26 protein-coding genes are annotated in these 21,330 nt (G+C 56.5%); 5 read left to right on the forward strand and 21 right to left on the reverse strand.

The features are described 5' to 3' along the window. Nucleotides 1-174: 174 nt before the first annotated feature. Nucleotides 175-1,296 (reverse strand): Fic family protein, encoded by a 1,122-nt coding sequence (locus MWC30_RS15260; RefSeq protein WP_368860866.1) that lies wholly within the window; start codon nt 1,294-1,296, stop codon nt 175-177. Next, nucleotides 1,296-3,338, reverse strand: a complete 2,043-nt coding sequence (locus MWC30_RS15265; protein WP_368860867.1) for a restriction endonuclease subunit M — start codon at nt 3,336-3,338, stop codon at nt 1,296-1,298. Before MWC30_RS15265 ends, MWC30_RS15260 begins: the two co-directional genes overlap by 1 nt. A gap of 298 nt (nt 3,339-3,636) precedes the next feature. Between MWC30_RS15265 and MWC30_RS15270 the strand changes: the two genes are divergently transcribed. The 5 genes from MWC30_RS15270 to MWC30_RS15290 all read left to right on the forward strand — a co-directional run bounded on the left by MWC30_RS15270 (nt 3,637) and on the right by MWC30_RS15290 (nt 9,444). Further along, a complete protein-coding gene (locus MWC30_RS15270; protein WP_244085059.1) occupies nt 3,637-3,999 on the forward strand; it encodes a helix-turn-helix transcriptional regulator in 363 nt (120 codons plus the stop codon). A 387-nt stretch (nt 4,000-4,386) separates the two neighbouring features. Beyond that, nucleotides 4,387-5,334 carry a hypothetical protein gene (locus MWC30_RS15275; RefSeq protein ID WP_244085060.1) on the forward strand — a complete coding sequence of 316 codons (948 nt, stop codon included), beginning with the start codon at nt 4,387-4,389 and terminating at the stop codon, nt 5,332-5,334. A gap of 3 nt (nt 5,335-5,337) precedes the next feature. Further along, complete coding sequence (locus MWC30_RS15280) at nt 5,338-7,605, forward strand: ThiF family adenylyltransferase (protein ID WP_244085061.1); 2,268 nt, start codon at nt 5,338-5,340, stop codon at nt 7,603-7,605. Between the two features lie 11 nt (nt 7,606-7,616). Beyond that, the gene (locus MWC30_RS15285) at nt 7,617-8,369 is read left to right on the forward strand and encodes a hypothetical protein (protein ID WP_244085062.1); all 753 of its coding nucleotides are present in this window, start codon (nt 7,617-7,619) and stop codon (nt 8,367-8,369) included. Nucleotides 8,370-8,451: 82 nt separating this feature from the next. Next, entirely contained in the window at nt 8,452-9,444 is a 993-nt protein-coding gene (locus MWC30_RS15290) for a toll/interleukin-1 receptor domain-containing protein (RefSeq protein WP_244085063.1), read from the forward strand. Nucleotides 9,445-9,514: 70 nt separating this feature from the next. Here the strand turns inward: MWC30_RS15290 and MWC30_RS15295 are convergent, their stop codons facing one another. The 19 genes from MWC30_RS15295 to MWC30_RS15385 form a co-directional block, all read right to left on the reverse strand. Beyond that, nucleotides 9,515-10,372 (reverse strand): hypothetical protein, encoded by an 858-nt coding sequence (locus tag MWC30_RS15295; RefSeq protein WP_244085064.1) that lies wholly within the window; start codon nt 10,370-10,372, stop codon nt 9,515-9,517. A 128-nt stretch (nt 10,373-10,500) separates the two neighbouring features. Next, the gene (locus MWC30_RS15300) at nt 10,501-11,424 is read right to left on the reverse strand and encodes a hypothetical protein (RefSeq protein WP_244085065.1); all 924 of its coding nucleotides are present in this window, start codon (nt 11,422-11,424) and stop codon (nt 10,501-10,503) included. Between the two features lie 222 nt (nt 11,425-11,646). Continuing rightward, on the reverse strand, nt 11,647-13,095 hold the full coding sequence (locus tag MWC30_RS15305; protein ID WP_244085066.1) for an AAA family ATPase: 1,449 nt from the start codon (nt 13,093-13,095) through the stop codon (nt 11,647-11,649). Between the two features lie 78 nt (nt 13,096-13,173). Further along, nucleotides 13,174-13,374 carry a DUF2997 domain-containing protein gene (locus MWC30_RS15310; protein WP_244085067.1) on the reverse strand — a complete coding sequence of 67 codons (201 nt, stop codon included), beginning with the start codon at nt 13,372-13,374 and terminating at the stop codon, nt 13,174-13,176. Further along, nucleotides 13,371-13,592: a hypothetical protein gene (locus MWC30_RS15315; RefSeq protein WP_244085068.1), complete on the reverse strand. Its 222-nt coding sequence runs from the start codon at nt 13,590-13,592 to the stop codon at nt 13,371-13,373. Before MWC30_RS15315 ends, MWC30_RS15310 begins: the two co-directional genes overlap by 4 nt. 8 nt (nt 13,593-13,600) lie before the next feature. Further along, nucleotides 13,601-14,020 (reverse strand): hypothetical protein, encoded by a 420-nt coding sequence (locus MWC30_RS15320; protein ID WP_244085069.1) that lies wholly within the window; start codon nt 14,018-14,020, stop codon nt 13,601-13,603. Next, the gene (locus MWC30_RS15325; RefSeq protein ID WP_244084418.1) at nt 13,998-14,231 is read right to left on the reverse strand and encodes a hypothetical protein; all 234 of its coding nucleotides are present in this window, start codon (nt 14,229-14,231) and stop codon (nt 13,998-14,000) included. Before MWC30_RS15325 ends, MWC30_RS15320 begins: the two co-directional genes overlap by 23 nt. Beyond that, nucleotides 14,228-14,431 (reverse strand): hypothetical protein, encoded by a 204-nt coding sequence (locus MWC30_RS15330; protein ID WP_244085070.1) that lies wholly within the window; start codon nt 14,429-14,431, stop codon nt 14,228-14,230. Before MWC30_RS15330 ends, MWC30_RS15325 begins: the two co-directional genes overlap by 4 nt. 114 nt (nt 14,432-14,545) lie before the next feature. Then, nucleotides 14,546-15,982 (reverse strand): AAA family ATPase, encoded by a 1,437-nt coding sequence (locus MWC30_RS15335; protein ID WP_244085071.1) that lies wholly within the window; start codon nt 15,980-15,982, stop codon nt 14,546-14,548. A gap of 54 nt (nt 15,983-16,036) precedes the next feature. Further along, nucleotides 16,037-16,927, reverse strand: coding sequence for a DUF3150 domain-containing protein (locus tag MWC30_RS15340; protein WP_244085072.1), 891 nt, complete (start codon nt 16,925-16,927; stop codon nt 16,037-16,039). Further along, on the reverse strand, nt 16,924-17,208 hold the full coding sequence (locus MWC30_RS15345; RefSeq protein ID WP_244085073.1) for a hypothetical protein: 285 nt from the start codon (nt 17,206-17,208) through the stop codon (nt 16,924-16,926). Before MWC30_RS15345 ends, MWC30_RS15340 begins: the two co-directional genes overlap by 4 nt. A gap of 111 nt (nt 17,209-17,319) precedes the next feature. Next, complete coding sequence (locus tag MWC30_RS15350; RefSeq protein ID WP_244085074.1) at nt 17,320-17,766, reverse strand: single-stranded DNA-binding protein; 447 nt, start codon at nt 17,764-17,766, stop codon at nt 17,320-17,322. Between the two features lie 193 nt (nt 17,767-17,959). After that, nucleotides 17,960-18,163, reverse strand: a complete 204-nt coding sequence (locus MWC30_RS15355) for a hypothetical protein (protein WP_244085075.1) — start codon at nt 18,161-18,163, stop codon at nt 17,960-17,962. A gap of 15 nt (nt 18,164-18,178) precedes the next feature. Further along, the gene (locus MWC30_RS15360; RefSeq protein ID WP_244085076.1) at nt 18,179-18,721 is read right to left on the reverse strand and encodes a hypothetical protein; all 543 of its coding nucleotides are present in this window, start codon (nt 18,719-18,721) and stop codon (nt 18,179-18,181) included. Further along, complete coding sequence (locus MWC30_RS15365) at nt 18,718-19,053, reverse strand: hypothetical protein (RefSeq protein WP_244085077.1); 336 nt, start codon at nt 19,051-19,053, stop codon at nt 18,718-18,720. The genes MWC30_RS15360 and MWC30_RS15365 overlap by 4 nt, the downstream gene beginning before the upstream one ends. A 223-nt stretch (nt 19,054-19,276) precedes the next feature. After that, entirely contained in the window at nt 19,277-19,921 is a 645-nt protein-coding gene (locus MWC30_RS15370) for a DNA-processing protein DprA (RefSeq protein WP_244085078.1), read from the reverse strand. Nucleotides 19,922-20,052: 131 nt separating this feature from the next. Beyond that, nucleotides 20,053-20,280 carry a hypothetical protein gene (locus tag MWC30_RS15375; protein WP_244084408.1) on the reverse strand — a complete coding sequence of 76 codons (228 nt, stop codon included), beginning with the start codon at nt 20,278-20,280 and terminating at the stop codon, nt 20,053-20,055. A 124-nt stretch (nt 20,281-20,404) separates the two neighbouring features. Then, nucleotides 20,405-20,713 carry a DUF4326 domain-containing protein gene (locus tag MWC30_RS15380; protein ID WP_244085079.1) on the reverse strand — a complete coding sequence of 103 codons (309 nt, stop codon included), beginning with the start codon at nt 20,711-20,713 and terminating at the stop codon, nt 20,405-20,407. A 54-nt stretch (nt 20,714-20,767) separates the two neighbouring features. Continuing rightward, nucleotides 20,768-21,172 (reverse strand): hypothetical protein, encoded by a 405-nt coding sequence (locus MWC30_RS15385; RefSeq protein ID WP_244085080.1) that lies wholly within the window; start codon nt 21,170-21,172, stop codon nt 20,768-20,770. Nucleotides 21,173-21,330: the final 158 nt, after the last annotated feature.

Here is a 21,330-nt window from a genome sequence, read left to right on the forward strand (position 1 = left end):
TCCAAGGGAGGTCCTTCGGTTTCGGAAGCTCCTGAAACCGAAGGAGAGCACTGAGATTTCCAACGAAGGCGATTTACGCGCTTTTTGTGTCTCATGAAATAGTCACAAAATATTTTGCGACTCATATACTTCGATTCGTGAGACACAAAGTCGTTTGTCATTAATTCATGAGACTCAAAATGCATCGCGTCCCTCGGCAAGGTTGAGCAGCTCCGCATAGGCCAGCACGGCGGCCCGGCGGCCGCTTCCCTTCTCGATTTCCTTCAGGACCCCTTCCTGCTTGAGCACATTGAGAATCCTGCCGGCAGTCGGCTTGGGAATGGGCGAGGCGGTCACGAAATCGCTGCTTTTGAAAATGGGCCGCTCGAAGATCCAGTCCAGGGCGTGAATGGCGTATTGAGAATGGGTCAGGTCCACAAAATGCGTTTTCATGCGGTTGTAGAGATCAAGAATGGCGGCGGCCTTGCGATGATTCTCCTCGGCCTGCTGTTGCACGGCCGTCAAGAAAAAGGCGCACCAACCGGTCCAATCGCCGTCTCGGGAAACTGCCAGCAGCCTGTCGTAGTAGGCGTCGCGGTTGGCTTCCAAAAAGGCGCTGATATAAAACATGGGGCGATGGATCAACCCGGCCTGATGCATGAACAGGGGAATCAGCATGCGGCCCAGCCGTCCGTTGCCGTCCAGAAAGGGGTGCAAGGCCTCGAATTCGGCGTGAAGGAGGGCCAGATGAATCAGGCGGTCGGGGGTTTCTTCATGAATGTAGCGTTCCCAGCGGGACATGGCTTCGGGCAATTTGTCCGCGGCAATGGGGATGAACCTGGCGTCTTCCATCGTACAGCCGGCCGGCCCGATCCAATTGGGTATGCGGCGGTATTCGCCCGGAGACTTTCCCTGCCCGCGCACGCCGGAAAGCAGGATCTTGTGGGCCTCGCGAACGACGCGCAGCGAAAGGGGAAGCTCCTGGAGCATGGTCTCGGCGGCGCGCATGGCGGTTCGATAGTTGAGGACTTCCCAGATGTCGGCCTCCTTGGGTGAAGTCAAGTCGCCGGTATCTCCCTTGGCCTCGTATTCCAGGACCTCACCCATGGTGGCCTGGGTCCCCTCGATGCGGGATGACAGAACAGCTTCCTGCGTGGTCAAAGGACTCAGCAGGACCGCCGCGTTGGGGATGGCCGAGAGCAACCCGTCATACCGGGCCACGGCGCCGTTGGCCGAACCGATCAATGTCACCAGGCGCGCCCAGTTCAATTCCGCGGGAGGGAAAGCACCCTCATGATAGTGGACCGCCGTGGACATCATTCGTGCTCCTCGATGAATTTCCTGTACTTCCGGGCAATGACCGGCAGATCGTTGTCCTCGATTTTTTCGGGGCGGATCAGGGTGCGCTCCACAAAGCTGCCGCCGATGCGGAGACGCTCCACATGCAGGCGCGGCTCGACGATCTCCTCACCATCCGGTGTGCGCTTGTAGAGCTTGTTGCCCCGGCGGTCGATACCGACCTTTTCAGCCACTGCCATGAAAACCTGGTACTCCCTCGCGCCGCCCAGGGCCTCCATCCGCTTTTCCTCATCGCTCTTGCGCCGAAGGAACAGGAGACTGGTGAGGATGTTGACGTTGGCCTCGGCGATGAATGCTTCCACCGGAAGGTCGATGGAGGCGAGCACTTGTGCCTCCCGCATGATCCACCAGCGGATGTATTCCGCCGCCGGGTTCCCCAGGATGCCGTCGGGGAGCACGATGCCCATGCGGCCGGAGCCTGGCTTGATCCACTTGAGGCAGCGCTCCACAAAAAGGATCTCGGGAGAGACGCTGCCTTTCAGAATGCCGGTGTTGCGAAAGCCCCCTTCGCCGTCCGGCTCCCAGGTATGGGCCAGCTCGTAGTGCCGCAGGATGTTTTTGTCGGTGATGGGGATATCCGATCCAAAAGGAGGATTGGTCATCACGATGTCAAAGGAGCCGAGCGCCAGCCTCCTGCGACATCCCTCTTCCTTCTTGATCTGGAGCTTTTCTTCTTCCTGCTCGATCTTTTCAACCAGGTGTCCGTTGGGAAATTCGAGGGAATTGATGTGATAGATATGCCCACGACCGTCGCCGGCCATGACCATGTTCATCTGGGAGGCCCGGATCAGGAAGGGGTCGAAATCCGCTCCGTACACTTTGTCCGCGGCATATTTCCTGAGCGGCTCATGGACGTTCAGAAATTCCAAAGTGCTCTCGTTGCCGGCCTGAGTGTTTTGCGCGGCCCGGAGCTTTTCTAATATGTGAGCGAGAGTGGCGACGAGGAAGCCGCCGGTCCCGCATGCCGGGTCCAGGACCGTTTCATCTTCCTTGGGGTCGAGCATCTCGACCACCAGCTTCACCACGCCTCGCGGGGTGAAGTACTGGCCGCGGTCGCCGCGCAGATTGACGCCCACCAGCTCTTGATAGGCCACCCCTTTGGCGTCCACGTCGGTGCGGGTGAAGTCGTACTTGGCCAGCTCCGAGACGATGAAGGCCAGGGCGCGGTCGGAGAGTGAAATCTCTTCGTTGCCTCGAAAGATATTGTTGTACTGCTTTTTGACCTCGGCAAAGAGGTCTTCGATCCGCTTGCGGATGTCCCTGCGGCCCTTGTCGTCGAACTGTTCCCTGGGGCCGGCCCAGAAACGGCGCTGCCAGGCCTGGCGCTGTTTGTTACGGAGATTTTCATCGTGCATCTTGCAGAAAATGAGGTACAGGAACTGCCAGAACGCGGCGTCCTTGGGCATCCCCTCGTTGCCGTGGATGTAGTTGTGGCAGCGGCGGAAAGTCACCTTGAGCATTTCCTTGTCGGCCACACGGGTGTGGGCGTCGGAAAGCACCTCCCTGGTGCCGACGGATTCCTCGGCGAGGGGCCAATCACCGATGGGATTGCAGTTGGTGGCGAAGCGCGTTTTCTCTTTTTCGAGAAAGAAGAACTCCAGCCCGTTGGTCCACAGCCCGTACCGAACGGCCTCGACCTCGCGCATGATGGTCTCTAATTCATCCAGGTCCTTGGCCGCCTGCTCGAAATCCCGGATGCGCACGGCGCCCTTGCCGACATTGGGCTCGGGACGGCAGATCACGGCGCGTCCCAGGTTATCCACGGTGTGGTCCTTGCCATGGTGAAAAATGGCGATGTCCACCTTCTTGCGGCCGCCGATGGAGAAATCATTCTCCATGTCTTCAGGGGAAAACCCGTATTCGTGGATGAGCGCGCGCGCCACACGCTGACGCACCAGCTCTTTTTTTGTCTCCTTCACCTGTTTCCCGGAAACATAATCGAGCATGTAACCCGCCGCGATGGTGCTTCCAGGGGGGACGTTCGTTTTGGTTGTGTCCATGAGGTACTCTCTCGCCTGGGGCTCGGGGTGCTTGCGGGCATTGACCGACCGGAGCAGCCCTCGAATCGATACGGCGTCAAAAACCGCGTCGGCCTGCCCAGGGATCGCCACAACGGCACAACCCATTCATAATATTCATTGATTATTCAAAAACTCCTTCAGGAAAGCCTTCTCACGCACCACCCGAGGGGCATGCGGAAAAAAGTGCAAGGTACCCCAAAATACCCCACGAGAAAATAGAATACCAGATAAATTATGTGTTGCAAAACACTAAACGCATGAATATGATTGACCCACTATGAAGAAATTCGGAGAAACCATTCGAGAGCTGCGTAACGCACAGGGCCTGGGCTTGAGGGAGACGGCCGTCAAGGTGGGAATTTCCCCCGCCTACCTGAGCCGCATCGAACGGGACAAGGAAAGCCCGCCACGCCCGGAAATCATCAAGGGACTGGCCCGGCTGCTGGCCGCGGACCCCGATGTGCTGTTCCGCCTCTCCCTGTCCACGGACCCCGACATCACCGACATGCTGCGGCAGAGCCCCAAGGCCCTGGAACTGGTCCGCTTCATCATCGAAAACAAGCTTCAGGAAGAAGATATCGAGAGGCTCATAACGTTTGCCAAAGGCAGTATTCTTGCGGGGTGTTTTCCCTTGGAGTGATAGAAACCCCGTCCAGAAGAACCACCTCAATTTCTTAGAGCGACTCGGTCGGAAAGATCTAATCGTCCTTACGCGAAAATCCAACGGGCACAGACTTCAAGCTCATTTTCTTCTTTTGCTCTTATACATCGAGAGTCCTTAACCCTAACAGCCGCCACAATGCCGGATTTGATGAGCGGAAATTTGTGAGGAGGCAGCACTATGCATAAGGTTACTTTCTTCCCCGTCGGCACTGCCGACTGCTATCGCATCGATCTCGAAAACGGCAAGAAGATTCTCTTCGACTATGCCAATATGCGCGACTCAAGCAATCAATATGATCTGCGATGCGATCTTCCGAAGGAGCTTCGTGAGGACCTCGCCACCGCCAAACGGAACGATTTTGACGTGGTGGCCTTCACTCATCTGGACGAAGATCATTACAAGGGCGCAACAGAATTCTTCTGGTTTGATCACGCAAAGAAGTATCAAGGAGATAATCGGGTCAGAATCAAGGTCATGTGGGTTCCCGCAGCCGTGATTACCGAGGAAGCGGTAGACAAGGAAGAGGGCCGCGTCATACGCCAGGAGGCCCGGCATCGTTTCAAACAGGGGAAGGGGGTTCGAGTTTTCTCTCGACCTGAGAGGTTGAAGGCTTGGTGTGAAAAGAACGGCATATCGCTGAAAGAGCGTTTGAATATCATCACCGATGCTGGGAAAATCGCTCCTGAGCTCAAGAAAGACTCAGACGGGATTGAGTTTTTCGTCCATTCACCGTTTGCCAAACGCATGAATGGCAGAGAAGTTGAAGACAGGAATGATGATTGCCTGGTGATGCAGGCCGTTTTCCAGGTCGCAGGCGTTGAAACCAAAATGCTGCTCATGTCCGATGTGACTCACGAAATCATCACGGACATCGTCGACGTCACAAAAAACAAGAAGGATCGACCCGAGCGCTTGGAATGGGACATCGTTAAGATTCCGCATCATTGCAGCTATTTGTCTATCGGACCGGAAAAGGGCAACGATAAGACAGAGCCCGTTCCGGATGTCGCCTGGTTATATGAGAATCAGGGTGCGGATAGAGGCATTCTCGTGGCAACAAGTGACCCCATTCCAGCAAAGGGAAGCAAAGAAGATAAGGACAGCTATCCCCCGCACCGGCAGGCCGCGAATTATTACAAAGATATCGAAACACAGCTCAACGGGGAATTCATGGTGACCATGCAGCATCCGAAAAAAACGGCACCGAAGCCACTGGTGATTGAAATTGAAAGCACCGGAGCGACAGTGAAGAAGCAAGCGTCAACGGCGGCCGTTGCAGCTATGAGCGCTCCGGCGCTAAGGGCGGGGTGAGGTATGACCGTCACCTATTGTGATGCTCCCGGAATAGTGGCTTCGATCGCTGGCCTTCGAGTCCCCAAAGCGATCGCGCTGGCACAAACACTCAGTCAACAGACCAATGAATATGCGTCTCTGGTTGAATGCCGGGTAACGGAAGAAGCTGATGTGATCATTTTCGACGTTGAGGCGGAGGTTCCACAACGCCCTGTGCATTCAATCAATCGAGTGGAGCGTATTGCCGGGATCTTCCCGAGATCTGACGACTCCGCTCCTGAAGTCTTGGCGCTCCGGTGTGATTTTCCCAGAGTACCGCATCTAAACCTGCGAGAGAAAGAGCTACCCCGCAGCCTGTGCCTCTACGAAGAACGGTACAGTGAACTCAAGCGACGCTGGACCGCGCCTCGTTTTGTGGAGCGGGTCAGACAGTGGCTCGCCCTGACGGCAAAGGGTAGATTGCACCAGGAAGATCAGCCTCTTGAACCGCTTCTCTTTGGCTATGCAGGCCAAATCATTCTGCCTCGTGACCTTCTAAAATCAAGCACGGGAGATATGCCGCAACGATTATATCTGACGGCCACTGACCCACAGCGATTTCTCATTGCCCACTGCAAAAAACCGCCTGCACCAGTTCAATCTCTTCCTATTGTCGTGAGCGTTCACGCTTGTCCTCCACAACAACATGGGATCATCCATAGGCGTCCAGCGTCCCTGGCCGAGCTAGCGAAAGTCTTTCAAGACCTTGGCCATGATCTACTCGGTGAGCTGAGAGGCAGGCTAAAGACATGGTGGGAGATGGACGCTCTGAACGATGATGCTCGACGTTCTTCGCTGGTACTGGTGATCGTGTGCCCCAAGTTGCGCCACGCAGGCTTGGAGCCAGAGACCACCGATGTCTGGGCCTTCGTAACAGGTTCCACTCTGGAGGAAGCGGGGGAAAAGACAGGTGTGTGGCAATCAAGTGATGGGCATCTGTGCCCCTTCTTTGTTGTTGATGACGCAAAACGAGGGGAGGCGGTGCTTCTCGACCTGTTGAACCCATCCTTCCAACTCGATCGAGATCTGGCGATAAAACTGAATGGCCAAGAACGGGCCGACACTCCGTCGATTGCGGCGATTGGGCTCGGAGCTTTGGGCTCCCAGGTTGCAATGAATCTTGTCCGGAGCGGCTTCGGGAATTGGGTCTTTATCGATGATGATCGCCTGATGCCGCACAACCTTGCGCGTCATGCTCTTCATGCAGCCCACGTAGGCTGGCAAAAATCTCTTGTGATGGCGGAGGAAGCAAAGCGTTTAGTTCATGACGACAGTGCCTTTTCATACATTTCTGTCGATGTAATGAATCCGAGAGAAGAGGCTCAGAGAATTTCGGATACGCTAAAAAGCTCAGACCTTATCCTCGACATGTCTGCTTCCGTCTCTGTCGAAAGATACCTCTCGCTCGATGTAGACTCTTCCAGCAGGCGCGTCTCCTTGTTCCTGACTCCGACGGGTGATGATCTGGTCCTTCTGGCGGAAGACAAGAAGAGGGAGCTGAAACTGGACGAGCTCGAGATGCAGTACTATCGAGCTATCGTCACGGAGGAAGACATTTCAGGCCACTTCAAGCCTTTGCAGAGGCGAAGGCGATACGGCCAATCCTGTCGCGATGTCACGAGCACTTTGCCCCAGGACCTGGTCGCACTTCATGCAGCCATTGCGAGCCGGGCCATTCGCGAGGTTATGACATCTGATACCGCATCGATAACCATCTGGCGGGCCGACGCACGTGGGAATGTGAGGCGTGTGGATGTGCAACCATGCTCTACGACCCGTCGTGAAGCAGGAGACTGGACCGTTTGCGCCGACACACAGCTGGTCCTGAAGCTCCATCAGCTCAGAGAACAAAGACTACCAAACGAAACCGGCGGTGTGCTCCTGGGGTCCTTCGATCTTGAGAGGCGTGTGGTCTACATCGTCGATACTATCCCCTCGCCACCCGACAGTGTGGAATGGCCAACGCTCTATATCCGCGGATGTAAAGGTCTTAAAACTAAAACTGAGAAGGTGTCTCGAGAGACAGACGGCGGTTTAGAGTATATCGGTGAGTGGCATTCTCATCCCAAGGGGGTGCGTACAACGCCAAGTGCTCAAGATCAGCAGGTCTTTGCCTGGCTGAACGAGTTGATGGGGCGAGATGGGCTTCCTGCTCTGATGATGATAGCAGGAGATCAAGGAGAAGTGAGCTGTTTTATCGGTGAGATGAATTGGATGGATAATCTGCTGCTGATTCCTGCAGAGGGATGAAGAGGTAACAGATGTTGGAGAATAAGGACTGGCTCAGCTACATTAATCTTAGCGACCATTATGAGCGGAAAGCGCGTTTTCTTCCAGCGCTGATCTCTGTTTTGTTCCTACTACCGGTTTCCGCCACACTTGGGAAGTCACTTGACGGCTGGATCAGTACGTTCGCAATGGGAGTTGGAGTCTCAGCTGCCCTGGCAGTCGGCCTATCCCATCTTGCTTCCGCAGCTGGAAATCGCCTACAGCAAAGGGTCTGGCCCAGATGGCCGTACGATGCCCCTACAAATCAGTGGCTGTTTCCCAATGATAAAAATCGGTCTAATCAACAGAAAGCACTTTGGTATGCAGCTATTAAGCGTCTAACGGGGCTCGATGTCGTCGCAGCGGCAGATCTTAATGATGACGAGATCGAGAAGATCATCAATGATGCGGTAACCACTCTTCGCTATCGACTCAGAGACGGCAAACACGCTGACAGGCTTCGAGTGCACAACGCCGATTATGGTTTTACCAGAAACTTTGCGGGGCTCCGTTTCATTTGGCTGCCCGCATCGGTACTGAGTTGTGCCGGATGTTTCGCCTCCTTCTATTGGACAGGTAGAGGCATCATTTGGTGCGCTGTATCTTTAGTCCTGCTGATAACAGCATTCCTGCTCGCCCGGACTATTCTTCCCAATTACGTTTGCCAGAAAGCGAGACACTACGCAGAGAGCTTTTGGAGCGCCGTGCTGGAGTTGGACCGAGACGAAAATGGCTCTGCTCATTGACATTATTAGACACCTTGCCGGTTTTATGAGGTTTTCGAAATGATCAAGAATCGCCTTTCCAATGAATATTGAGGATAAAGAGATGAAAATCAGAGAAGAGAAGGCTGAAATCGCCACTCCCCCTGTGGTATTTCTCTGCCATGCATCGGAGGATAATGATATTGTACAAGATTTTGCTAACGATCTGATGAGCAGGGGCATCAATGTTTTCTTCGACGAATGGGAAATTGGCCCGAGTGATAGCATTCGACGGAAGATCGATCAGGGCTTGGAGGAATGCACCCATTTCATCGCGATCTTGACCCCCGCCAGCATAGGGAAGGAATGGGTGAATACCGAGATCGATGCCGCCTTCATTCAAAAAATCGAAGGACAGGTAAGATTCATACCCTTGCGAGTCGGACTCCCAATTCAAAAACTCTCTCCTCTGTTGCGATCTTTACATTCGCCTGAGATCACAAATTATGGAGCAGACGTGGAAAAACTGGCATCCCACCTACATGGGATCAGCGAAAAACCTCCTCTCGGACCGATTCCAAAGGTCATTTTACAACGCACTCCGGAATTGGGCCTTTCCGCCGCCGCAGAAGCCATCGTTCGATTGATGGTGGAGAAATCCACACATGCTTGTTCAATGGACCCGCAGTTGGAGCCGGACGAGATACGACAATTCACAAGACTTGTTGACGAAGACATCATTGACGGAATCGATGAACTGCAGGAACAAGGGTTCGTGAGGCGGCATACAACTTTGGGTTGTGGCACTATTGGATTCCGCTCTTTGACTCCCGAATCTGAACTGTTTGTAAAGTTTGACTCCCACTTCAAGCCATGGAACCCTGAAAGCGACGCTCTGCGCATTGCTGCCGATTTGGTCAATGGTTCCAAAGACGGTGTAAGTATTGTAAACCTTGCTACCTCGTACGAATGGCCTCCACGAAGGATGAATCCCGCTATCAGCTACCTGAACAATCGTCATTTGGTCATGGTCGGCGAAATGCTCTCCTACCCTTGGACTACTGCATGGATTCGGCGTACGCCGGAAAGCAGACGTTTCGTTCGAGATCGGAGTTGATCTTGCTGTGAGTTTGCGACAAGGCTTACATCGTTCCTGATTAATGACAGGCAAGCGCAGAGTTCCTGAATCAGTGCATCCCCCCTTGTTGGTCTTCAGGCTGAGTGGACTGCTTGCCAGCGGAATCGCCAAGTAGCCCGCGGAATTGGTCAAGCTTGACAGGATTTTGGCGGCACTGGCTCAAAAGGGCGACCTGCTCCTGGAGCTGCTGCACTGTGAGGTTGTCCCGGGCGGCTTTGTATTTTTCGGCGGCATAGCGCCAGTAGCGGTCAGGAGGAAGGTTCAGCTCTATGAGCATTTGGTCGATGGTGCTCGCGGCGGCTTGCCATGCGGAGTGTCCGTTGGATGAATTCGGGGATGGGAGTTGATTGTTTCCCGTTTGTGTTCTCTGCCCCTGCCGGTTATTGTCTTGGTGTGCCTGCTGACTTTTCTGTCCCTGCCCCTGCTGCTGCCCATCGCCATTGTGGGACCGTTCGTTCTTGTACACACTGAGCTGGTAGCCGGCGAAAAACCAGGCGCAGCCAAGGGCATTGGTGAGGGCCCCCTTCATGGCCCACTCGACCAGGGTGTTGGTGCTGCCGCCCGTCGCGGGGATGGGCTCGGACATGGTCACTTCGCCATCGCGCAGGAAGCGATACCAAATGGAGAGCTTGCAATTGGCGGTGACTTCTTCCTCCGTGTAGCCACCTTTGCGCTCGACGGTTTTGGTGGAGGACTCCATGCTGTCCAAATGAAAGCCCCAGCCGTAGCCGATAGGGCCGAACAGCTCCAGGAGCAGATCGGGCAGGAAGGCGGGGATGATGTCGGTGAGCCCGAGCTTTCCGCCTTTGCCTCCCTCGATCTTTTTGTAAGCATGTGCGGGTAGCTGCCGGTCGAGCTCCCGGAATGCCTCGATGAGGTTTTTTCCTGTGATCGTCTTGAGATCCATGACTACTCCTCCTAATGGTGCAAGATTAGAGACTCTGCAATGCTGATCCGGACGAGGGGGCGACAGACTCTGCCCTTGGCCACCCTGTAAAATTCCTCCCTCGCTTATGACGCCTTCTCGGCTCGGCGCTATCGTGGAATCACAAGAGAGCGGCCTTGCCTTTCCTCCTCGGCTTCACACAGCCCACGCACACGGCAGTAACCGTCGCATTTCCAGCGGCGGGTCTCTTCATCGGCGACCGGAGGCAGGAGGCCGGAATCGAAGGCCTGCGCCAGGCAGGCGAGCTTGGTGGTAACGAAGGTGAGGACGCTCCGGTCATCGTAAAGCGGGACCTCGGGGATGCGGTAGTAACATTCCCACTTCTTCTTACCCGAGGGGTATTCCCGCACAAGCCGCGGGTGCCCGATCATGTTCCTGCGTTTGCCGCTCCGGGTCGGGGGATGGACGAGAAATTCGACGAAGGGTGTTACCCGGCCCGTTTTCACGACCTGCATGAGAGAGAGGTAGGCGATCTCGATGTTATCCACCCGAAACCCATTCTGCCGGGCGATCCAGGCATAGATGTTGGTCTGCCAGATGTGCTCTTCCTTGGCGCCCTCGAAGATGATGTACTGCAGACCGTTGTCCCCGATGGATTTCCAGTCCTTGAGCACGCCCTGTTCCAGGAAGCGGAGCTTGTAATTGTCAAGCTGACCACTCACCTCGTGTCCGTTGACTTTGACCCGCAACCGCATCTCCGAGCGACGCAGGTAGGGATTGTCCATGTCGGGGCGCTCCACCAGGCGGTGGATCAGCTCCCCTCGCAGGCTGTACCACATGCTTTCAGGGGTGGCCGCGTAGTCGGTCACTCGCTCCAGGTAGGTGGACCGAAGACATCCTAGAAGGGCCGTGACGCTGATGCGATCTCCCGTGTGCTCAGCGGCCTGCCAGTTGCACTCGCGCTCGAAGAGGGCCTCACGGATTTCCAGGTCGAAGCATTCTTTCCGGCAGGCGAGGCATTCATCGAAGGTTTTTTCCTGCCCGTCGGGGCAAAGGGCTCTTTTCCAGGGCATGGCGGTTCTCCTTGTGCAAAATGGGGAATGAATGGGTGGGTTGTTTGCGGAGCATTCCAGCCGTCTGCAGCCACTCCCGTGAATGGAAAGGGTGGAGAGGCGGCCTGAATGGGTTCACAAACGGCAGACGGAAATCAGATAGGCGTTGGCACGCCGTGTGGGCTCGAGGAGGGGGCGCAGGACGTTCCGATTCGTCGGAAACGAGACTGAAACGACTGGCAACTACATGAGCATCGAGTCGGAGGGGGAATCGAACACGGAAAAACTCTCGGACGGACAGGTCACGGCAGGTTGCTGTGCTTCCTGGTTTCCATTGTCGCTCACGACCTGGCCGTCATAGATGTAGATGCCTTGACCGGGCTCGTCGGCGACGGTTTCGATCCACACCTGGTAGTCGCCCTGGCGAGCCATCTCTTCGATGCCCCTCCAGGACTCCCTGTCCAGAAGTGACCCGTCCTCGATGCGGATGATGCGGAGCCTGGGGTTGAGGGCCATGGCAATGGCCATCCCCACGCGCAACTTTTCGGCGGTGCTCGCCTGGCTGACTGGGACGCCGTTGTACACGACCTTGCCATTTCGAAAGTCCAGCCCGGCGACGGGGAAGTCCGTGCGCTCCATGAGCTCCGTCTTGTAGCGGGCGATGGCGTCCAGCTTCGCCGTGCACTCGCTCGCCCCCTTCAATTCGAGTTCGAGCTCGTCTTTGAGCTCTCTCCTTCTCGCCATATCGGCTGCAATGCGGTTCAGCTCATCGGCTTGAGTGATTCGGGCATCGATTTCCGAGAGATCGTGGTCGACGAGGTCCCGAACAGCGCTCACCGCGCGAAGCACTTCCTCCTGGGAGCTTTCGAGTAGCGATTCGGTGCCGCTGATGAGGTCCTCCGTCTCCTGGAGCTGCCGCAGGAGGTCCTGCTTCTTTTGCTCGAGCTCGTCTCTCCGCTCCTTGAGCGCCTCATGGCTGCGCTCGAAGCCGAGCAGCTCTCTTCGCATCCCATCGTTGCGCCCATTTTCCTCTTCGAGGCGTTTCCTCTCGGAAAGCAACTGTGTGGCACTGACCGGTTGTACCGTTTCCATACCCGGCGGTATTTCGACCGCCGCGACGACAGCCTCCAGGCGTTTGGCGTTGCGATGGTGGTCGGCACGCTGCTCATAGACGGTCTTGTACACAGCATTCATGGCGCCGATGGGGTCTCCATTCTCCTGAGCGGGGATGCCGGACAGCCTTTGGAGATGCTCGTAGGACAGAGGAATCGTCACCAGGGAGAGCAGAAGCTCGCGCTGCTTTCCCTCGTCCAGGCGCGCAAAGGCCAGGGGATCGAAGGAGAGCTTCCCCAGCAGCTGGTCCAGGACCTTCTGGGGGCTTTTCCACTCCAGCCCCTCCTTGTTCATGACCTTGAGATAGCTGCCCTTGTGGGTGAACGTCCGGGTCACGAGCATCTCTCCCAGGTCGAGACGGATCTCGGCCTTGGCGGCTCCCTTGCGGATGGGCTCTTCCGGTAGCGCCTGACCACCACCGAGGGCGTACCAGATGGAATCCAAAACGCTGGTCTTGCCTGCGGCGTTGGGACCAGAGATCTGAACGATATGACCTTCGGGGGTGATCTGGACGGCACGCAGTTTCTTGATGTTTTCGGCCGCGAGCCTGATGATTTTCAAAGATTGGTCCTTATGCATGAAGTGCCTCCTCTTCAATATTTCCGATGTACTCAAGCCATGGAAAAACCGGAGCTGTTGATAAGACGTCACCCTTGATTACCCACAAAGCGGCAGGTGCTTTTTCACGCAGGTCTTGCCGTCTACCTGATAGTAGGCGGCGGTGAGCTGCCGGGCCAGCTCCTTTCCCAGGAGTTCTTTGAGAAACCGGGATTCCTCCACGCAGGACTTGCCGGTAAATCCCCGCGTTTCGATCTTCACCTCTCCCTCTTCCGTGATGTCGATAATGATCTGCTTCATTTTTCGTTTCCCTCCAAACACTCGTGGATGCGATCGAGGCTTCGCTGCATGCGCCGGATGGCGCCTTCCAGCTCCGCGATCCAGCCAAGCAGGCTGGCATGCCAGCCCCGTTCGCCCATGCGATCCCACATGTCCCAAAATTCGCGGCTGAAGTAGGCCTGACGGATGGGCACGAGGTCGGCGCGGGGGGTGTCGGGTATCTCGAGACGACTTTTCATGGGTCCTCCTACATTGAGAGCACAAGCCGGATGCCCTTTACGGATTTGGACTGCTGGACGCGATAGCCTTTGAGGCGGGCTTCCCGCTTGACGCGCTCGACGGCGTAAGCCTGCTTGAGCTTCCCCGCTCCGGGTCCCAAAGCCCGCTCCAGCCCCCCATCCCTCCAAAAATCCCAGAGCAGGAAATACTTTCCGTCCTTCCGGACCACTCCCACTTCGTAGGTAGCCCCCGGGACCCGGACGGCGTGGTCGCATTTACCCAAGTCGTTGGCAGAAAAGTCTTCCGGGAGGGGGGTGTCCCCCATGTATTCGCCGTACCAGGTGTAGGTTTTTTGGTTCCGCACGAACTGTAGCCCTAAAGACGCGCAGGCCGCTTCGAGGGTCTCAAGGTCGTTGATTTCCAGCTCAATTTTCGAAACATGACTCATAGAGCTTCTCCTCTATTGCGGATTTTTGAAATCGCACGTCGTAACGCAGGGCACACAGCTCCGTCAGCTCTTCTTCGTTCAAAACGATCTTGCTGGAGGAGTCCCCTCCCACGATGCTGACACAAACCGTGCCGGGTTCCCTGCATTCTTGGACGGCAATGGTCGCTTCCGGATCGACCGAGGATTGGATGCTGAAAGTTCTCAGGATCATACGGTTTCCTTTCTTTCTAAAATGTTTTGAACAATGCCCCGATCAAAGAGCTTCTTGGGCACAATCGCCCAGGTTCCCGGGAAACAGGTGGAAACGAACTCCTTGGCGGATTCGAAGTTGCGGTGCTCGACGATGCGCATTTTCATGGCACTCTCGGAGCTCGACGAAAAGCTGGAAAGATCGAATGCAAGAAAGAGCATATTGGTCCTCCTGATTTATGGTTTGCCGGCATCCCGGTATTCCTCCCGCCATCGATTTCATCCCCGTAAAGACGGAAATGAAATCGATGGACAGCGAGGGGTTCCTGGCAATGGTCAGATCGAGCGGATCTTGCGCTGCTCCATAATCTGATCTTCCGGGGTATTGGCCGGGCGGGCGCGTGTCCTGGCCCATTCACGAAGGGACTGGATCTCTTCCCGCATGGTGCGGGAAAGGGGAACGATAGCGCTCATGGCCGCATCGAGCCCGTCGAAGAGGGAATCCTTGGCGATCTGCTCGATTTCAGCGCCGGTGAATCCGTCCAGCCGGGCTGCCATGTCCTCCGGGATTGCGGCTTCATACTTCTCGTTCATGATGCGGATGATTTCACTGCGCTCTTGCATCACCGGCAGGTCCACGAAGAAAACGGCATCGAACCGGCCTGCGCGAAGCAGTTCGGGCGGAAGCATGCCGACACTGTTCGCGGTGGCCATGATGAGGATCGGAGCCGTGGTTTCCTGCATCCAGGTGAGCAGGTGACCCAGCATGGAAGCCGTGACGCCGCTGTCCGTCTGCCCGCTCGACTGCGACCCGGCCAGGGATTTTTCGATCTCGTCCACCCACACCACCGCTTCCCCGAAGGCTTCGATGATCCCGGTCGCCTGGCGCATACGGCGCTCGGATTCCCCCACGAGCGAATTTTTGAGGGCGCTGATATCCAGCCGGATGAGCGGCCAGCCGAGGATGGAGGCGGTGGCTTTGCTGGCGAGGCTCTTTCCGGTGCCGGGAATCCCCACGAGCATGACGCCCTTCGGTTTGGGAAGGTGCTCGTTTCCAGGGAGAAATGCTGCAGCGCGGTTGCGGATGTAGGCTTTGAGGGTGCCGAGTCCCCCTACCCGGCTGATGTCTGCGGGCTCCCAGAACTCCATGAGCCCCGACTTCTTGATCATCTGGGCTTTCACTTCGGTGATCACACCCTGGTCGAATCGCCCCTTTTTCACGAGGGAAAGGGCGAACGCCGTTTCAGCCTCGAACTCCGTGAGTCCCTTGGCTGCCCGAGCCGTGTGGGTGTCGGCTTCCACCGGAAGAGCATTCCCCTCGGTATCCTGGAGGGAAACTCCCTTGGCCAGGTCCTGCTGCATGGAGAAAAGCTCACTTTCGCCGGGAAGCGGCATGGCGACGATATGGAAGAGCTTTTCGATCTCCGGACGGAGCTGGAGCATGGGACAGACCATGACCAGGCAGCAGCCGATGGACTTCCATCGCACCACGCCGTTTTGAACGGCCTGGATGACTTCAGGGATCTCCAGGAAGAGGTGGAGGTTGTGGGCCAGGAGGACGCTGTCCTGCTGCGTGCTCAGCCAGTGGATCGCCTCGACGGGGTCGCGGACCTCATCCAGGAGCTTGCCGTTTTCGGCAGTACGAAAGCCTTGGAGGCAATCCCAGGCGGTGAAGCTCCAGCCCTCGCAGGGGAGCACCGCTTCGGCGCGGTGGGGCTCCTGGGTCAGCAGGCAAATGGCGGGATATCCCGCACGAAGATAATCCTTGATCATGTTTTTTCTCCTTGTGGTTGATTGGGTGCACCGGCCAAAGTCGGGGGCTTCTCCTCACGCGGCAAAGGAGTGGGATTCCTGGAGGTGGATCTTTCGTCGGGGGATGTCGACGAGGGCGAGATTCAACGTATCCTTGACCTTCCCCATTTCGGCGGCGATTTGATGCTTGAGGAAGGGATCTTCCCGGAGGGTCGAGGCGGAAACGCCGCCCACGATGCGCCGCGCTTCGGAAACAAGACGTTGCAGCTCGTCATCGTCGAAGAGGTTCCTGGCCTCGAAGGAATCCAGGAAGGCCTGCATTTTCTCCATCATGGAGCGCTTGAAGACCTTGGGTTTTTCGTTTTCCTGGCTTGTGAGACGATTGACGATGTGGGCAACGTTGTCGGCGAATTCGGCACGGAGAGCGGCGATGCAAAGCTCCTCCGTCTCCTGCATCATGGCCGCGAACTTGGCCTTTTCCCGTTCGTAGATTTCAGGTGTAAGGATGCTGTGCCGACCCGGCGTTTGGATGGTGAGGTAGGTCCAGCTGAAGTCGAACTTGGTCCGGATCTGCCCTGGATAATCGGCTTCACTGAAAAGCTTTCCCAGGCTCGATCGCGCCATTTCCCTTGCTTCTTCGTAACCCTCTTCAAATTCTTGCACTGCCTCGTAGAATGTGGCTCGGTGCAGGTTCAGGATCTCTTCCACCACCCCAATCTGTTCTTTGGGGACCAAAGTGAGCCCATGGATGGGAAAAGGCAGGGCTTTCTTTTCCAGGTCTTTCCTCGCCCGGCTGATGACGGCCCGGATGGGATGTAGGGTTTCGGGATTCACGAGATACTTTCGGCCTCGCAGCCAGTCGCTGTCCCCCACCTCCTCCATGACCGAAGGCTCCAGGATCCTGGAACCCTGCCAGCAGGACGTGCTCATTTGAACGAGGCAAGCCTCTTGAAAAATGTCTTTCATGGATCGACCTCCTCTCGCATGGCCCTTCCCACGAGCAGCGTGTCTCCCGGGTAAAGAGCGAAGGCAAGCTGCGCGCCGCTCGCTCCCAGGAACCACAGCCGGGTGACCGATTCGGCCTCTTCCACGGGCGGGCCGTTCAGAACGAACCACTCCCGGTGGGTGAGGATTTCATGGGCGGACCGTAGCTTCTCGATTTCCGCCGTGAGCTCGGCGATGTGCCGCTGAGCCCACGCCGGCAGGGAAGAGGTATCGTGGGTGCGTTTTCCCTGTTGGATTTGCATCGCGTTTCTCCTGTTTGCCAGAAGGACCGGCTCACTAATGAGGCAGAAGGAGCACGAAGAATAGACCCTGGATCAGCCTCCAGTTGTGCCTCCGTTGTGAGTTGCTTGTGGTCAGAATGGAATGTCCTCGGTGGGGACATAATCGGCGTCGGGGTTGAAGTGCTGCTGGGCCTGGCGCTGCGCCGAAGCCTGATAGGCTTCAGTTCCCGACCGGTCTTGGCTCTCCTGGGCACCGTTTCCCCCAAGGAGCTCCAGCTGGTTGATGCGGATTTCCACCGAGGAGCGGTTGTTCCCCGACTGGTCCTGCCAGGAGCGCTGTACGAGCTGCCCCGCAATGCAGACCTTGGAGCCCTTTTTGAGGTATTCCACCGCAATTTCCGCTGTCCGCCCGAAGGCTGTGGCGCGGAACCAGTGCGTTCTCTTCTCCATCTCGCCGTTCTGTCCCTTGGCGAACTCGTTCACGGCGATGTTGAGGTTGGCGATGGCAAGACCCGACTGGGTGTAGCGAATGTCGGGGTCCTGGCCCAGATTTCCCGCGATGGTGACGGAATTGATCATGGCTCAAATCCTTTATAAGTTGTGTTAACAAAGTGTTGTGAAGATGAGGCCTTGCCTTCCGGAGACTACCCTGCTGCCGATACAAACCTTCCCGACAGCCTGGACGGCAGGTAGTGCTGCACCCTGCTCCTCTAGCCGCACTCGGGCAAAGTGCCGGGCCAAGACCCGCTTTCACCGCCTGCAGACGGAAATCCTATTTGATGTGAACGAGGACCTTGTCCTCCCCGTTGAGGCCGCCACAGACGAGCTTTTTGAGGTTTCTTCTCAAAGTTCGAGCTGCCTGCTTCCAATCTTCTCCGGGCTCCATTTCCGCCGTGACTCCGTGGGAAACCGTCCACGAGTTGAAATCCTTCGACATCTTTTTGCTCACCAGAACCGTGATTTCCGCGACCTTCATGGGCATCACCTCCTTTCACTCCAGGCAGGCTGAAATCGAATCCGCGCGGATCGTGATCGCCCCGTCATCGAGGGAGACGATCCCGGAGACACGATATTTTTTGCCTGCCTGGAGAGGAGAAAGGCTTTGAACATGGATGTTGCGGTTGGTGGCGATATCATCCTGCACGGTTGCAGGGGTAAAGAGGATAGAGACCCGCTCGCCGGCAAAGAGCTCCGGAGCGCTTGCGAACGTCTTGGCGTGAACGCCCTGCACGTAAATGTCGGCCGCTTTGCTGTAGGTCCGATAGGAGACGAAGGACAGGGGCTGTATCCAGCCGACTGCCCAATTGATGAAAGTCATGGTCCGATTGGTGGTCCGGATGAAATCCGCCCCGGCCTTCACCGTCTGCCAGTCCTTGGCGTCCTGGGCAGGCCAGATGCCGAACATGGCCGTTTGCATGGATTCTTCGAGGATGAAAAGTGAGAAGCTCACGAGACCGCAGAGAGCCAGGTAAACCGTGAGAAAGGAGAGCATGCGCTTCGCTCTCCTGTGAAAGCGAAGCAGCCGGGCTCTCATTTGACGATCTTTCTCAGGGTGTACGTCACATCGCCGTTATTGTCCCTCCTGGAGACAATGGCCTTGATGGTTTCACCGCCTTGGACGGCCGAGGCTTCCTGGTGAGAAGGGCCGAAGGCGAAAATCGGAGCCTCCGCCGTGTAGGAAACTCCCTGAAGCTCCCGATCTTCTGAAATGAACAGAATCGTGTACGGAGCGCCATCCTTGTTGACCTTCTGCATGGCCCGCTCCACCCTGGCTGTGAGGAGCAGATCCCCAGCGGCGACCACCCCGGAACAGGAAAGAACCAAACCCAGACTCAGTGCTGCCAGTGTTGCCAGATGCTTTTTCATGATGAATCTCCTTCAGTGAATGGTTGATATGTTTGCCTTCTTCAGGCGCTTCACTTTGGAGAGACGGAAATTGAATCTTTCAGGTGGGAAACCGTCGTGGAAGGGGACGCTGAAAAACGCTGATGTCCACAGACAAACGCTGACAAGAGGAGAAAAGTTGAAGTACTTTCAGCGAAAGTCAGCGCTTTAGTCAGCGTCTTCAGCGTCCCATCGTTTCTCACTGTTACGCCACGACGCGTTCTTCCTGCTCCCGAACGGGTTCCGGCAAACCCGCACAGCACTGAACCGATATGCCGTGTCGACATTTTTCCCCCAGCGCCACCGAGTGGAACCACCTCCAGGCCCCGGCCCAGTGACGAACCGGTCGCCACAAGCCACAACCGATGGACCGCAACCCTCTCGCGCCATCCACGGGGAAGACTACGACCGGCTTCCCCAACCGGGCCGCCTCACGGCAGGTGAACCAGGTGCCGGGAGATTCACCGGCAATGAACGCCACAACCCCTTCGGCACGCTTGACCAACGCGATGGTCCGGGCAAAAAGCGCGCTCAGGTACTGATGCCGCGAACAACCGCGAACTGCTTGGCCGGGCACCACTTCTCCACCCTGTGCCACAAACGCATGGAGTACCGGACGGCATCGCGCCGGAGCCTGCGAAATATCCCCTGGCAGGAATACTATGGAACCGGCACACGCCGAGGCTCCCGAAGCCACCACCGCCTGGAGAGCGAAAAGGTCCGCCCCGAGGGCTCCCCCCGTTCCAATCTTGCAATCCCGCTGCAGAAGAGACCGCACCACGTCAGCCACCGCCGGAGCCCGGAACGTCGGCAACTCCCGAGAACCCACCACTGCCACCAAACCCGCCATGACACACCTCCCCGTGAAATGAGACCAGGCCAAGAAAAGAACAACCACCCTGGAGAGGCCGAAATGAGATTTTTAGTGGCGGTAAAGAGCGATGGTGAAAGAAGCAATGATCGGAAGGCAGAAAATAAAACTCATGATGTTTTGGATGGCTTCATCGAGGGCAGAGGATTCGATGCGCCCTCCGCCGCATCCATATCCCAGGGTTCAAAATCCTCCCAGTCCGCTGCGTTCCAGACCTCGGGATCGGAATCGAGGCTGATGCCGATCTCGTGAACCACATCGTAATGGTGGATTCTCGCCAGCTCGTACATCTCCGGATCGCTCCAGTTTCCGAAACGCTTTCGCCAGTAATCGTGCATGACCGTCTCCTTTCCGCAAAAGTGAATGTTTGCAAAAGGTAGACGGCAATAAAACTTGGACGCTGGGGATGTCGGTTCGGACCGGTGGAATTTAAGATCCGGAAAATCCTCGATTTCTCTGCCTCTAACCAATTCCCTCCCGGATCATCCACTCGACACATGACGCCACCACATCCCCGTGACAGGTCAGGGGCTTACACCAACAAATTAGATAAACTTCTTCTCGTTCGGCCATTCCCTTGATCTTCACCAGCTCGGCAAACATCTCGTTCCGGGCTGCCACCTGCTCCCACAACCAGGCCCGATACCTGGCGATGACCTCCTCCCGGTCCCCGTCCCGTCCTATGGCGAATGGATTCCCGAGAACACTGGGCCGACCGATATAAACGCCTTCTCCCTTGAACAGCTTTTTATTCACCACCCGAACTCCCATGACTCACCTCCCAAAAAAGTTGCTCCAGGCAGGCCGAAATGAAATCTTATGGATCTACTCCTCTTCGAGAGCGGATAGATGCGCGATCAGGGACATCCTCCGGAGAAATTCCTGGCAGGAAATTTTGTCGAAAAGCAGGTGGCGGATCTGGTCCAGAACCAACGCCTCTGCATCGGAATCGGTGAGGGGAATTCCTCTCCGGATCTTTTCGAATTGCAGGCTCGCCGAAGCTGTCTTCCGGCTCGGATCATCCAGTTCCTGGAGCATCTCCACCATGAGCATCAAAATCCGATAGCCTTCGTCCGGAATGTTCCTGAGAAACGCGGCCAGGCTCAATTCTTCCATGTCTCTCCTGGCCTTGCGGTCGGTCTGGTCGGGGCTGTCCATTTCCCCGATATCGAGCGAATAGAAATGGTCCATTATATCCACGGGATCCTGTTGGTCGTGAAAATCGGTCATGGGATTTCTCCTGTCTGGAAAAATAGGGTGAGTGAGCTGGCCCGAAGGGGAATCGGAATGAAGAGCGGCGGGGCTGGGGCTTCCCCAGCCGTTTTTCCGCTCTTTTTTCCGGGTCCCCCGGGTGGCTGTGTCCTATACACATCTGACGCTGCCGTCGA

Origin of the sequence: Desulforhabdus sp. TSK (genome assembly GCF_022836495.1) — a bacterium.
Taxonomy (GTDB): Bacteria; Desulfobacterota; Syntrophobacteria; order Syntrophobacterales; family Syntrophobacteraceae; genus Desulforhabdus.